13 protein-coding genes are annotated in these 12,546 nt (G+C 60.4%); 8 read left to right on the plus strand and 5 right to left on the minus strand.

Translation table 11 applies throughout. The features are described from left to right. The first annotated feature begins 65 nt into the window (after positions 1–65). Together GNP00_RS12120 and GNP00_RS12125 are read left to right on the plus strand one after the other, a co-directional pair. Positions 66–791 (plus strand): AzlC family ABC transporter permease, encoded by a 726-nt coding sequence (locus GNP00_RS12120; RefSeq protein ID WP_011581331.1) that lies wholly within the window; start codon positions 66–68, stop codon positions 789–791. Continuing rightward, positions 788–1,093 (plus strand): AzlD domain-containing protein, encoded by a 306-nt coding sequence (locus GNP00_RS12125; protein ID WP_011581330.1) that lies wholly within the window; start codon positions 788–790, stop codon positions 1,091–1,093. The genes GNP00_RS12120 and GNP00_RS12125 overlap by 4 nt, the downstream gene beginning before the upstream one ends. Here GNP00_RS12125 and GNP00_RS12130 read toward each other — a convergent pair. After that, complete coding sequence (locus tag GNP00_RS12130) at positions 1,090–2,916, minus strand: aminopeptidase P family protein (protein WP_011581329.1); 1,827 nt, start codon at positions 2,914–2,916, stop codon at positions 1,090–1,092. The genes GNP00_RS12125 and GNP00_RS12130 overlap by 4 nt on opposite strands. Before the next feature lie 224 nt (positions 2,917–3,140). Here GNP00_RS12130 and GNP00_RS12135 point away from each other — a divergent pair, with 224 nt between their 5' ends. After that, positions 3,141–3,317 (plus strand): hypothetical protein, encoded by a 177-nt coding sequence (locus GNP00_RS12135; RefSeq protein WP_041544713.1) that lies wholly within the window; start codon positions 3,141–3,143, stop codon positions 3,315–3,317. A gap of 56 nt (positions 3,318–3,373) precedes the next feature. On the opposite strand, the gene GNP00_RS12140 is transcribed toward GNP00_RS12135, so the two are convergent. From GNP00_RS12140 to GNP00_RS12150, 3 genes are read right to left on the minus strand one after another with little or no spacing between them, the layout of a single operon-like run. After that, a complete protein-coding gene (locus GNP00_RS12140; protein WP_011581328.1) occupies positions 3,374–4,246 on the minus strand; it encodes a 50S ribosomal protein L11 methyltransferase in 873 nt (290 codons plus the stop codon). Positions 4,247–4,270: 24 nt separating this feature from the next. Then, on the minus strand, positions 4,271–4,849 hold the full coding sequence (locus GNP00_RS12145; RefSeq protein WP_041544712.1) for an SCO family protein: 579 nt from the start codon (positions 4,847–4,849) through the stop codon (positions 4,271–4,273). Between the two features lie 28 nt (positions 4,850–4,877). Then, positions 4,878–5,027, minus strand: a complete 150-nt coding sequence (locus GNP00_RS12150) for a hypothetical protein (protein ID WP_166016071.1) — start codon at positions 5,025–5,027, stop codon at positions 4,878–4,880. A 107-nt stretch (positions 5,028–5,134) separates the two neighbouring features. Between GNP00_RS12150 and GNP00_RS12155 the strand changes: the two genes are divergently transcribed. The 3 genes from GNP00_RS12155 (at position 5,135) to GNP00_RS12165 (ending at position 6,941) form a co-directional block, all read left to right on the plus strand. After that, the gene (locus GNP00_RS12155) at positions 5,135–5,758 is read left to right on the plus strand and encodes a DapH/DapD/GlmU-related protein (RefSeq protein ID WP_011581326.1); all 624 of its coding nucleotides are present in this window, start codon (positions 5,135–5,137) and stop codon (positions 5,756–5,758) included. Between the two features lie 77 nt (positions 5,759–5,835). Further along, complete coding sequence (locus GNP00_RS12160) at positions 5,836–6,297, plus strand: hypothetical protein (RefSeq protein WP_011581325.1); 462 nt, start codon at positions 5,836–5,838, stop codon at positions 6,295–6,297. A gap of 173 nt (positions 6,298–6,470) precedes the next feature. Then, positions 6,471–6,941 carry a hypothetical protein gene (locus tag GNP00_RS12165; RefSeq protein WP_011581324.1) on the plus strand — a complete coding sequence of 157 codons (471 nt, stop codon included), beginning with the start codon at positions 6,471–6,473 and terminating at the stop codon, positions 6,939–6,941. 30 nt (positions 6,942–6,971) lie between these two features. Here the strand turns inward: GNP00_RS12165 and GNP00_RS12170 are convergent, their stop codons facing one another. After that, positions 6,972–9,602, minus strand: coding sequence for an ATP-dependent helicase (locus GNP00_RS12170; RefSeq protein ID WP_011581323.1), 2,631 nt, complete (start codon positions 9,600–9,602; stop codon positions 6,972–6,974). A 199-nt stretch (positions 9,603–9,801) separates the two neighbouring features. On the opposite strand from GNP00_RS12170, the gene GNP00_RS12175 reads away from it, so the two are divergent. Continuing rightward, positions 9,802–10,677, plus strand: a complete 876-nt coding sequence (locus GNP00_RS12175; protein WP_011581322.1) for a dienelactone hydrolase family protein — start codon at positions 9,802–9,804, stop codon at positions 10,675–10,677. Positions 10,678–11,118: 441 nt separating this feature from the next. Continuing rightward, entirely contained in the window at positions 11,119–12,516 is a 1,398-nt protein-coding gene (locus tag GNP00_RS12180; RefSeq protein WP_011581320.1) for an FAD-binding oxidoreductase, read from the plus strand. Positions 12,517–12,546 lie beyond the last annotated feature (30 nt).

The following is a 12,546-nucleotide window of genomic DNA, read 5'->3' on the forward strand; positions in this document are numbered from 1 at the left end:
CTCCCCTCAAACGAATTGATGTGACGGGTCAGTATCACTGACCTACCTTCCGCGCGGAGGTTTCAATGAGTGCAGAATGTTTGGCCGAACCACGGCCATCGAGTTACTTCCTTTCCGGCGTGCGGGAGAGTATTCCCATTACCCTGGCGGTCCTGCCATTCGGGCTGCTGTTCGGCGCGCTCGCGACAGAGCACGGCCTTTCCCTTTTTGAGACCGTACTGATGAGCGCCACGCTTTATGCCGGCGCCAGCCAGATGGTGGGGATCGAGCTCTTTGACGCCCCCATCGCGCCGTGGGTGGTTGTGCTGTCAATCGTTGCGGTCAACTTCCGGCACGTGCTCTATTCGGCCACCATCGGCCGCTATCTCGACCACTGGACACCGCTGCAGCGCGCCTTCGGCTTCTTTTTCCTCATTGACCCCCAGTTTGCCGAAGCCGAGCGCAGGATGGAAAACGGCCGGAGGATAAGTTTCGCCTGGTATATGGGGCTGGCCCTTCCGGTCTATATCGGCTGGGTTGGGGAGTCTTGGCTGGGCGCGCTCTTTGGGCGGTTGATCCCGGATGCCCATGCATTCGGGCTCGATTTCATCCTGCCCATTTATTTTCTCTCGATGGTGATGAGCTTCCGCAAGCGGCCGCTATGGCTGCCGGTCGTCGGTGTCAGCGCCATTGCCTCCATAATCGCCTACCGGACGATCGGTTCACCCTGGCACATTTCTATCGGCGCAATTGCCGGAGTAATGCTTGGCGCGCTTCTCGCATCGACGGCGACGAAGGAGCAAGAACAGTGACCGCTACAACCACATTCTGGATCATCATCGTCGGCGCGGTCTTCACCTATCTCACCAGGATCGGGGGCCATCTGGTGCTGTCCCGCTTTGATCGCGTCCATCCGCGCGTGGAGGCGGGGCTGAACGCCGTGCCCGCAGCGGTTCTGACGAGCCTCGTCGCGCCTGCCGCCATGGAAGGCGGGCCGGCAGAAATCGCGGCGCTCGCCACCGGCGCGGTCGTTTCGTTCCTCGGCGGCGGCATGATGACGATCTTTTTCAGCGGCGGCGCCGTGCTGATCGCGTTGCGGCATTTTTTGAGCTAGACGGGCGACGTTGCCTGCTCTAGCCAGTCCGCTGTTTCGCCGTCGACCAATGGACCGATCTCCTCCCAGACGCGCCGGTGATAGGTATTGAGCCAATCGCGTTCCTGCTCTGTCAGCAGAGCGGGATCGATCAGCCTACGGTCTATCGGGACCAGCGTTAGGGTTTCGAAGCCGTGCATGTCGATCTCGCCGCCTGGAATCGGTTCAGGGGACGAGACGACAATCAGGTTTTCGATGCGGATGCCGTAATGTCCCTGACGATAATAACCCGGCTCGTTGGAGATGATCATGCCTGACAGCAGCTTCTCCTTCCCGGTTCGGGCAATCCGCTGAGGCCCCTCGTGCACGCCGAGATACGATCCGACGCCATGGCCCGTCCCATGACCATAGTCGAGACCGGCTTTCCAGAGATTCGCCCGGGCAAATGCGTCGATATCCAGGCCGCGTGTGCCGGGAGGGAAACGCAACATCGAGATGGCAATCATCCCCTTCAGGACCAGCGTGAAGCGGTTGCGCATCTCCTCGCTCGGAGAACCGAGGGCTATCGTGCGGGTCACGTCCGTGGTCCCGTCTTGAAACTGGGCTCCGGAATCGACCAGAAGAAGCTCTCCGGCGGAGAGCCGGCGGTTGGTCTTTTCCGTCACGCGGTAATGCACGATTGCACCATTCGGCCCGGAGCCGGATATAGTGTCGAATGAGATGTCGCGGAGGGGCATCTGAGTTTCCTCGCCCATGCGGCGGCGGAATTCCTCCAGTTGCTTCACAATCGTGATCTCGTCCAAGGTTTCAGGCTTCTGCGCGTCCACCCAGGCAAGAAACCGCGCAAGTGCGGCGCCGTCCCGCAGATGTGCTGCGCGCGCGCCCCTCAGCTCCGTTTCATTCTTGATGGCGCGGGGAAGCGTGGTCGGATCGGTGAAATCCACGACCGAGCCGCCGTTTTCTTCAATGAGAAGGCGCAGGCGCTCGGATGCGAGCCCGAAATCCAGCCCGAACTTCACCTTCTCGCCGGCAAGGGAGGATAATGCCGGCTCAAGCTCAGACGGCGTATGAAGATCCGCAAGGCTGGCGAGGTAGGTTTTCGCTTCACCATCAAGCTTCCTTGCGTCGAGGAAGAGTTTTGGCCGAGCCGAAGCGGAGAGCACCGCGAAGCCAAGCGACAACGGCGTATGGGCCACGTCTCCGCCTCGAATGTTGAAAGCCCAGGCCAATGAAGCCGCATTTGTAAGAACGGTATGGTCGACGGCCTCCTCCGCCAGGCGGGAGGCGAGGCGCTTCAGCTTCTCCTCCGCCGGTTCGCCCGCGAATTCCAGCGGGTGGATGCGCACGGGCTCGGCGGGAGGCGCAGGACGATCTTCCCAAATCGTATCGATGGGATTGCGATCGAGCGGTACGAGCTCGACCCCGATCTTGTCCGCGACCTTTCTCAGGCCCGTCACATCGTCGATCGTGTGTAGCCATGGATCGAAGCCGACCCGCGACCCCCTTGAAGGATTGGCCTTCAGCCACTCGCGCGGTGGATTTTCGACGAGATTTTCGATCTCAAATAGGTTTGGATCCACCTGTTCGCGCGCCTGCAGCGTATAGCGGCCATCCACGAAGAGAATGGCCCGATCCCGCAGAATGAGCGCCGCGCCCGCCGAGCCGGTAAACCCGGTCAACCATGCCAGCCGCTCGGCGCTGGACGGAAGGTATTCGCTCTGATGCTCGTCGCTGTGGGGAACAAGGACTATGTCGTGCCCGGCCGTGGCCATCAGCGCCCGAAGGCGCTCCAGCCTTGGTCCCGCCTGCGTGGGATCGGACTTGCTATCGAAGGATTGGAACATGGGAGCGTCCTGTCGGCAAAGATTTGGCGACCCTAAACGGCCTCGCGGGCACAAGCAATCGGACCAATGAGCCGTTCCAAAGGCGCTCATGCTGCGTTGCAGCATTTACTTCGCATATGCAAAATAAGATGGCAGTCATGCGTATTACGCGCTGGTAAGTAACGACAGCATTGCTTACCTATTTTCCCGTGGAGGACGGATTGCACAGGCATAGGAGACTTCACATGGCACGGGTCGGCGGATATTTTCGTAGCGCATTTAACGCTTTAGTTGCGGCGCGGCAGCTTCAAGCTGCGCGCTATGTTAATGGCGCGCTGCTGATGCTCGACGACGAGAGCTTAAGGGCTCTCGGTTACGACCGTAAGGAGCTGCAGCGCAGGAGTTCCGCATTTCCTTACTGACTTCTGCTCAGATAGATTGAAGAAGGCGGCTGGAAACGGCCGCTTTTTGTTTGTGATCAACGCTTCATATGGATGGTAACCCATTCTTCGCGATGAAGCGTGGTGAGGTGCCTGAAGCCTTGGCCAACATAGCCGGCAATGACTTGGCGGCGCTGGTGTGTGAGAATACCCGAAAGGATCAGCGAGCCGCCTGGCGAAAGGTGACGCGCCATTGCCGGCGCCAATCCGATAAGCGGTCGGGCAAGGATATTCGCCACAATAAGGTCGAAGGGCATGCGGCGCGCAAAAGCCGGGTGATGAAAGCCTGGGGCAGCGGCGGTCTCGACCCATTCCGCCGCTCGGTTCAGCCGTACATTCTCGCGAGCCACGCGCACGGCTACCGGGTCGATATCGGTGGCGAGCACCGGGATATGCGCCAGGCGCGCGATCGCGATGGCAAGGACAGCGCTGCCCGTCCCAAGGTCAAGCGCATTTCGTGGATGCTCGCGCGGGACCACACGGCTGATCATTTCCAGGCAGCCGGAGGTGGTTCCGTGATGGCCGGTGCCGAAGGCGAGGCTTGCTTCAATCTCGATGGGGATCTCGCCGGCGCGGTGTTGCCCTCTTTCATGGGAACCATGAACGAAGAAGCGGCCAGCGCGCACCGCCTTGAGGCCAGCCAGCGAATGAGCGACCCAGTCGATCTCCGGCAGTTCTTCCGTCTCGATCTCGCTCAGGCCGGCAATGGAAGTAAGGCATGAACGCATGCGATCGGCCACGCCTTCCCAATCCTCGGAAGCATAGATGGAGACCTCGTGGATGTCGCGCTCCTCATCAAGCTCGCGGATAGCGAGCGGAAGGCCATCCTCTTCGAATGCCGCTTCCAGCCGGGAAAATGCTTCCCTGGCGGGGGCGCCGTTCGAGCGAAAAAAGAGGCGTGTCTGAGGCATTGGGGGAGATGAGAATGAGGCGGATCAGCCTTCCCTTATCAGCCGGCGAAGCTTTGCGATAGCCGTTTCCTGGTTCTCTTCGTAGGATATGGTGCCGAAGAAATCGCCGCTGCTGTCGAGGAGCATTACAGAGGCGGTGTGATCCATCGTATAGCCGCCCCCTTCCAGCTCGACCTTACGAAAATAGATCCGATACGCTTTCACCATCTCCTCGACTTTTTGAGGATCGCCGGTGATGCCGACCACCCGATCGGAAAAATTGCTGAGATAGGTCTTCATCACCTCGGGCGTGTCCCGCTCGGGATCGACGGTGACGAAAAACGCCTGCAAATCCTTCCCCTCGTCGCCAAGCTGATCCAGCCAGCCCTGCATCTCGAAAAGAGTGGTCGGACAAACGTCGGGACAATGGGTGAAACCGAAGAAGAGGGCGGTGGGGCGCCCCTGGAGCGCCTTCTCGGTGATCGGCTGCCCCTCGTGATCGATAAGCTCGAAGGGCGCGCCGAACGCAACCGCCTGGTTCTGGCCGCTGTAGAAATTGAAAGCGATGGCGCCGAACGCCCCCGCTGTAAGAAGGATGATGCCAACCAAGATATAGCGCATCATGAGATAACCACCTGGTTCCGAGTTTGATTTAGAAGCACCAGGCGAGGCCTGCTTCCGCGAGGGAAAGGAAAATCGCTGCCCCATTGTCGACCCACATGGCGAGCCCAAGCCCACCCAGGCCCGCCAGCAATGTGCCCGCAGCGGCAAGTTTGAAAAGAAACGAAGTGTTTTCAGGCATCGGCCACATGAATGGAACATAATCCCGGATCGTCGCGTAGCAAAGACGCAAACTGTCGCAAAGCGGCGTGGCTTGCTTGCAGAGCCAAGCCTTCCTAGAGAGGTGTTATGGACGACCTCCGTTTCACCGACCCCGAACCGCGTATCCATCCGACAGCGGAGCTGAAATCCTGCCGGCTTGGACGTTACACAGCCATCTGCGAGCGCGTGATCCTGCGCGAGGTCGTCGTGGGCGACTTCACTTATCTGGAGCGGCACGCGGAGGGCATTTATGCCACCATCGGCAAATTCTGCTCGATCGCCGCGAATACGCGTATCAATGCGCTGGAGCATCCGATTGAGCGGATCACCACGCATAAACTGAGCTATCGTCCGAATGAATATTTCCGCTATCGCGGTGTCGACAGCGGGTTTCTGGAGCGCCGAAGGGCAAAGCAGGTGACGGTCGGCAATGATGTCTGGATCGGACATGGGGCCGTAGTCTTGCCCGGTATTTGCATAGGGCATGGGGCGGTTATCGGCGCCAATGCGGTCGTGACGCACGACGTGGAGCCATATGCCATAGTCGCCGGCGCGCCGGCGCGGATCGTTCGTTATCGGTTTGCGCCGGAGACTGCCGAGCGACTCCAGTCGCTTGCATGGTGGGACTGGTCCCTCGACCGCCTGTTCGAGGCTGTGCCGGATATGCAGGCGCTATCGATCGACGAATTCCTGCGAAAGTGGGGAGAATAGACAGCTTGTCATTTTATGTACGGAACACCGTACCCTCGCGGAAGTTGGGCTGATGAAACCGAAGCAAGGAGCAGATCATGGCGCGCCTTCTTGCACTCACGAATCGTGTGGTAGTATCGGTGGCGATCGCGTGTGCCTTATCTACCGAAGTCTTAGGACAAGAATCCGGTGCCAGTATACGGCAAGAACCCGGTGCGGGCGTTGATACCGATGCGGGCACGACCGCCGCGACAGGCGCTACAGATTTCGGCACGGTAATCTCAGCCATCCAGAGCAGCCGCGAACTCTCACAGCAAATCAAGAACTTAAACGATGTATCGGATGTAAGAATCATTCGTGTAAGCGATATCGCAAATGAGGATAGCGCCGCCGCGCTCGACAATGCCCTGAGGCAAAACCGGGAGGATGTCGAGGCGCTGCGTTCGGCTATCCAGGAAAACGCCCAGCTATCCGAACAGCTTCAGCAGGACGATGTGCAAGCAGACGATGTGCTTGCAGCGGTCGACACGGGAGGACAGCTTGTCGTCTACATCCGTTAGGTTGTGGAAGGCGAAGGAACAGAATGTAACGTTTGCAGCAATGCAAATTGTTTAAGCTTTGCACGTCTTTTAGGCTAATACGGCTTCATATTATATTGACTTTTATGTCATTTATATTGCCATATTCAAGCTAGCTTACCGCGCTTCGGCGCGGCAGCAGATGGGGCGACTACATGCAAAAGAATTTCCTGGAACTGAAGCGCCAGCTCGCGGAGCTTTCGGAGACGATCAACAAGTTCGAATCCGAAGCGGTGCAGCTTCGGATTGTCGAGCTGCTGTTTGACCAAACCGGCAGCACGAAATTGACCTTGGAGGAGAGTCCCCAGGCATATGAGCCTGGACCAAGCCGTAGCCGGCGCGCCGAGAGCACTGTGAAGTCGCGTCCGGCGCCTCGGGCCAGCAGGCAGCGCGGCGAGGATACAACGCCGAGCGCCAGCGGCGCGGTGGCGGCACTGGGCAAGCTCGTCGGCAGCGATTATTTCGCTAAGAAGCGGACGATCGGCGATATCGTCAATCAATGCCAGCAGGAATATGGCGTTCAGTATAAGTCGAATGCCTTTTCCGGCCCGCTTTCGCGGCTTGCCAAAAAAGGTGTGCTGAAGCGCGAGAAGAGCAGCGAAGGCAACTACGTTTACTACAAGTAACGCAGGAGCCGGCAGCTCTAGCCGATTGCATCAATGCGGGAGGCGCTCCACGAAGCCATCGAGGACGCGCTTCTGTCCCGCTTTGTCGAAATCGACGGTGAGCTTGTTTCCGTCCACCGCGGCAACGTTGCCGTTGCCGAATTTCAGGTGGAATACCCGATCGCCGACCTTGAAGGCCGACGGACCATCAGAAACGGATTTCGCGACAAGCTCACCCTCGATGGTCCGGCCCTTGACCGAGCCTTTGCCAAGACCGTAGCCGGAGTCCGGCTCGCCATAGCCGATACGTTCCACCTGATGGCCTGAGCGCGATCCCCAGTTTCGCGCGGTTGCTTCCGTGCGGTTTTTCTGGGCGCGCTGCCAGCCCGGCGTGGCGTAGCTGTTGGAGAACACCTCGCCCATATTGTCGAAGCGCGATGAGCCGTAGGGGTTTGGCCGGCCCGGCTGCCGGTCCGCAATGGGACGCCCATAGCCCCCGAAGCTTCCGCCGTCATCCGTAACCTCCACATGCTTTTCCGGCAGTTCATCCAGGAAGCGTGAGGGAATCGTGGACTGCCAAAGCCCGTGAATGCGGCGGTTGGATGTAAACCAGATGTGCAGGTTCTTCTTCGCCCGGGTGACGCCGACATAAGCAAGGCGGCGTTCCTCTTCGAGCCCCGATCGCCCGCCTTCATCCAGGGATCTTTGATGCGGAAAGAGACCTTCCTCCCAACCCGGCAGAAAGACCGTATCGAATTCCAGACCTTTGGCCGAATGCAGCGTCATTAGGCTCACGGCGTCGAGTTCCTCGTCGCGCTCGGCATCCATCACCAGCGCCACATGCTCCAAAAAGGCGCGCAGGCTCTCATATTCCTCCATGGAGCGGATCAGCTCCTTGAGGTTTTCCAGCCTGCCCGGCGCCTCGGCCGAGCGGTCGTTCTTCCACATGTCGGTGTAGCCCGATTCCTCGAGAATCGTCTCTGCGAGCTCGATGTGCCGCGTGCGGTCGAGAAGGCCCTGCCAGCGCTCGAAGCTTTCCACCAGATTGCGCAGGGAGGCTCGCGGCTTCGGCTTCAGTTCCTCCGTCCCCACCAAGTCTCGCGCCGCTTGGAGGAGGGGCACGCCGCGCATGCGCGCCACGTCGTGAATCTGACGCACCGCGGATTCGCCCAAGCCTCGTTTCGGCACGTTGACGATGCGCTCGAAAGCAAGATCGTCAGCGCCTTGAGCGACGACGCGGAAATAGGCGAGCGCGTCGCGGATTTCCTGCCGCTCGTAGAAGCGGGGGCCGCCGATGACCCTGTAGCTCAGGCCAAGTGTAACGAACCGGTCCTCGAACTCGCGCATCTGAAATGAGGCCCGTACAAGAATTGCCATGTCGTTCAGAGCATGACCCTTGGCTTGCAAAGCCTCGATCTCCTCACCGAGAGCACGCGCCTCCTCCTCGGAATCCCAAGCGGCATGCACCTTCACCCTCGGTGCGTCGGGATCGGAGTGCTCGGTGAAGAGCGTCTTGCCTAACCGGCCCTCATTGTGGGCGATGAGGTGGGAAGCGGCTCCCAGAATATGCGCGGTCGAGCGATAGTTGCGCTCCAGCCGGATCACCGTCGCGCCCGGAAAATCCTTCTCGAAACGAAGGATGTTGTCCACTTCCGCGCCGCGCCAGCCGTAAATCGACTGATCGTCGTCGCCCACGCAGCAGATATTGACCTTGTTTGCGCTCGCGCCGCCCGGCCGCTGCCCCGGACTGGCTCCGGGGCCGCCGGCCGCGTGTGCTTGCGAAACGTCGCCCAGTGCGTGGCCGCGCGCTCTGCCTTCGGCTGGAAGACCGCCCGTGCCTGGGCTGCCGGGCCGCTGTGCGAGAAGACGAAGCCACATATATTGGGCGGTGTTCGTATCCTGATACTCATCAACCAGGATGTATTTGAATTTGGCGTGATATTCGCGAAGCACATCCGGGTGTTCGCGGAAGATCCGGATCGGGTGCAGCAGGAGATCGCCGAAATCGGTGGCATTGAGCGTTTTCAGGCGCTGCTGATAGGCGGCATAGAGCGCGCGCCCCTTGCCGTTGCCGAAGGCCCGGGCATCCCCCTCCGGTATATCGGCGGGGCCGAGACCCTTGTTCTTCCACCCGTCGATCATCATGGCCAGCTGCCGCGCCGGCCAGCGCTTGTCGTCCAGCGCCTCGGCCTGGATGAGCTGCTTTAAAAGCCGGACCTGATCATCCGTATCGAGAATGGTGAAAGAGGAGGTGAGGCCCGCAAGTTCGGCGTGGCGGCGCAGCAGCTTTACCCCGATGGAGTGGAACGTGCCCAGCCACGGCATGCCCTCGATCGCCTGGCCCACGAGAACGCCGATTCGCGTCTTCATTTCGCGCGCGGCCTTGTTGGTGAAGGTGACGGCGAGAATTTGCGACGGGTAGGCGCGTCCCGTCGCGAGGATGTGGGCGATGCGTGTGGTCAGGACGCGGGTCTTGCCGGTGCCCGCGCCCGCGAGCACCAGAACCGGACCCTCTGTGGTTTCCACGGCAAGGCGCTGTTCCGGGTTGAGCCCTTCGAGGTAGCGGGGGGCCTGAGCCTGGCGCGCGGCCATGGCGCGCGCGGCGATGCCGCCCTCGCGCGGAGCGGGGTGGGGTGCTTCGTCATCGCCGAAGAAAGGCAGATCGTCTGGAAAACCTGGCATTACCGTCGCATATGGTGATTCGAGGCCTAGGCCCCAAGCGTTTTCTTTTTGTACCGGTTTGCGGCGCGTGGGCCAAGGCCGGCCTTGGAGGAAATGAGAGCTTTGCTCCTCACGCGGGGTTGATTGGACCAGAACTGCCCCCTTCGTCATCTTCGTTTCTTCCGGAAAGGCGAGTGAAACGAAAACGGGAGTGAGCCGGATGTCCAAACCTCAAATCACACAAGCGATGATCAAGGCCTATGACGAGTACACGCATCTGACACTCGACCGCCGCGGCTTCATGGAGAAGCTTACAAAGCTTGCGGGATCGAGCGCAGCCGCGGTGGCTATTGCGCCGCTTCTGGCTGCCAATGCGGCTCGGGCAGCAATCGTGCCGGAGGACGACGCCCGGCTGAATGCGGAGGATGTCACCTATCCTGGCGCGGAAGGCGAGATGAAGGGGTATTTGGTGCGGCCGGCCGATGCGCAGGGACCTCTCGGGGCTGTGATCGTCATTCATGAAAATCGCGGCCTCAATCCGCACATCCGCGATGTGGCGCGGCGAGTGGCGTTAGAAGGATTCGTCGCGCTCGCACCGGACTTTCTGTCGCCGCAAGGCGGCACACCGGAAAACGAGGACGAGGCGCGGCAGCTTTTCAGCCAGCTCAATCCGGACCAGGCGGTTGCAAACGGCGTTGCCACCATCACCTTCCTTGAAAATCACGACGGCACGAACGGAAAGGTGGGCGCGGTCGGCTTCTGCTGGGGTGGCGGGACCGTGAACGCACTTGCTGTCAACGCGCCTTCGCTGGATGCCGCCGTGGCCTATTACGGCTCCCAGCCCGATCCAGAGCAGGTGGAGGAGATCAGTGCACCGCTGCTTCTGCATTATGCGGGGCTGGATGAGCGCATCAATGCGGGTATCGAGACCTTTCGCAGTGCGCTCGATGCAGCCGGGAAGGAATACACCATCCACATGTATGAAGGCGTGAACCATGCCTTCAACAACGACACCTCGGAAGCGCGGTACAACAAGGAGGCAGCCGATCTTGCCTGGGACCGCACAATAGCGTTTTTCAAGGAAAAGCTTGCCTGAAAAAGCGAGGGGCGGGTTATGCCCGCTCCCTTTCCTCCCGCGCCCGACGAAGAACGGCACGCGCGAAGATTAGGTCGATCGGAATAGGGTCGCCTGAATGTCGGACGCGAAATAACTCGTCCTCCAGCGTTCTCAGCGCGCGCCAGAAATCACAATCGGTGATGCTCCGATCCCGGGCAAGCTGGCCCGACATCTGATCTATATCCACCCTCAACGAGCGCTCCTCCTGAATGGGCCGGGCCGTTGCGCCGGCGAATCGTCCGTGGAGACAGTCAGATTGTGAGGCCGCGGCGCAGCGCTTCAAGGAAGCGGAAAGGCGGAAGCTGTGCAAAGAGCCTTATGGTAAACGAGCGGTTAACAAGCCGCCATTCGGGATGATACTGGACATGGCGGCAAATTGCTGAACACTGAAGGAAGGAGCCTTCGCGGCCGGAGGAAGACATGAACACAGCCACCATGTTGCGCAACGAGGCCGGGATTGCGGCTGTGCTGGAACGGCTTGCCGCGCGCTTCGGCCCGAAACTGCAGACGGGGCTCGCCATCCGCGCTCAGCACGGGCACACAGTCACCTATATTCCCACCCAGGCCCCGGACGGGGTGCTTTACCCGCAGAACCTGCAGGAGGTGCAGGAGGCGGTCCGGATCTGCGCCGAGTTCCGCGTGCCGATCATTCCCTTCGGGACCGGGACGTCGCTGGAGGGCCATGTCAACGCGCCGGCGGGCGGCATTTCCTTCGATATGTCAGAAATGAAGCGCGTGCTCGCGGTGAACCAGGAAGACCTCGATTGCACCGTGGAAGCAGGCCTCACGCGGGAAGAGCTCAACCAATATCTGAGGGATACCGGGCTTTTCTTTCCCATCGATCCGGGCGCCAATGCGAGCCTTGGCGGAATGGCCGCCACGCGTGCGTCCGGCACCAACGCCGTGCGTTACGGCACGATGCGCGAGAATGTGCTTTCGCTAACCGCGGTGCTTGCCGACGGGCGTGCCATCACGACGGCAAGGCGGGCGCGCAAGTCCTCTGCCGGCTACGATCTTACCCGGCTCCTTGTGGGATCGGAAGGCACGCTCGGCATCATCACCTCGCTGACGGTGAGGCTTTACGGCATCCCGCCGGCGATTTCCGGAGGGGTTTGTCCCTTCCCGAGCGTGGAGGCGGCATGCAACGCCGTGATCATGACGATCCAGATGGGAATTCCGGTGGCGCGGATCGAACTGGTCAATGCGCTGGGAATGCGCGCCATCAATGGCTATTCCAATCTCGATTATCCCGAAGGTCCATGTCTCTTCGTGGAGTTCCACGGGACGGAATCCGGTGTCCATGAACAGGCGGAGATGTTCGGCGAGATCGCTTCCGAGTTTTCGGGTGGTCCATTCGTCTGGACATCGGCGGCCGAGCAACGGCAAAAGCTTTGGAAGGCCAGGCACGACTTCCACTGGGCGAGCTTGAAGCTGCGGCCGGGAAAAAAGGCGCTGACCACCGATGTGTGCGTGCCGATCTCCCGCCTTGCCGAATGCATTGTCGAGACAGAGGCCGATATCGCCGAAAACGGATTGGTCGCGCCGATCGTGGGCCATGTGGGTGACGGCAATTTTCATGTATCGATCATTATGGATACGGAAGACCCGGCCGAGATCGAGCGCGCGCAGGCGTTTGTCGCCCGGCTCAATGCGCGGGCGCTGGCGATGGATGGCACCTGCACGGGCGAACACGGGATCGGGCAGGGCAAAATGCGTTATCTGGAACAGGAGCACGGGGCAGGGGTTGAGATCATGCGCTCCATCAAGCAAACGCTTGACCCGCAAGGGATCATGAATCCTGGAAAGATCCTGGCTTGAGTGGCACATAAGCTGACGGCCTGGTGAAAT

Origin of the sequence: Chelativorans multitrophicus, from assembly GCF_011317445.1 — a bacterium.
In the GTDB taxonomy this organism is placed as follows: domain Bacteria; phylum Pseudomonadota; class Alphaproteobacteria; order Rhizobiales; family Rhizobiaceae; genus Chelativorans; species Chelativorans multitrophicus.

Coding starts and splice junctions, on each gene's coding strand:
- GNP00_RS12120 (WP_011581331.1), top strand. CDS start 66: ATGAGTGCAGAATGTTTGGCCGAACCACGGCCATCGAGTTACTTCCTT.
- GNP00_RS12130 (WP_011581329.1), bottom strand. CDS start 2,916: ATGTTCCAATCCTTCGATAGCAAGTCCGATCCCACGCAGGCGGGACCA.
- GNP00_RS12135 (WP_041544713.1), top strand. CDS start 3,141: ATGGCACGGGTCGGCGGATATTTTCGTAGCGCATTTAACGCTTTAGTT.
- GNP00_RS12140 (WP_011581328.1), bottom strand. CDS start 4,246: ATGCCTCAGACACGCCTCTTTTTTCGCTCGAACGGCGCCCCCGCCAGG.
- GNP00_RS12145 (WP_041544712.1), bottom strand. CDS start 4,849: ATGATGCGCTATATCTTGGTTGGCATCATCCTTCTTACAGCGGGGGCG.
- GNP00_RS12150 (WP_166016071.1), bottom strand. CDS start 5,027: ATGCCTGAAAACACTTCGTTTCTTTTCAAACTTGCCGCTGCGGGCACA.
- GNP00_RS12155 (WP_011581326.1), top strand. CDS start 5,135: ATGGACGACCTCCGTTTCACCGACCCCGAACCGCGTATCCATCCGACA.
- GNP00_RS12160 (WP_011581325.1), top strand. CDS start 5,836: ATGGCGCGCCTTCTTGCACTCACGAATCGTGTGGTAGTATCGGTGGCG.
- GNP00_RS12165 (WP_011581324.1), top strand. CDS start 6,471: ATGCAAAAGAATTTCCTGGAACTGAAGCGCCAGCTCGCGGAGCTTTCG.
- GNP00_RS12170 (WP_011581323.1), bottom strand. CDS start 9,602: ATGCCAGGTTTTCCAGACGATCTGCCTTTCTTCGGCGATGACGAAGCA.
- GNP00_RS12175 (WP_011581322.1), top strand. CDS start 9,802: ATGTCCAAACCTCAAATCACACAAGCGATGATCAAGGCCTATGACGAG.
- GNP00_RS12180 (WP_011581320.1), top strand. CDS start 11,119: ATGAACACAGCCACCATGTTGCGCAACGAGGCCGGGATTGCGGCTGTG.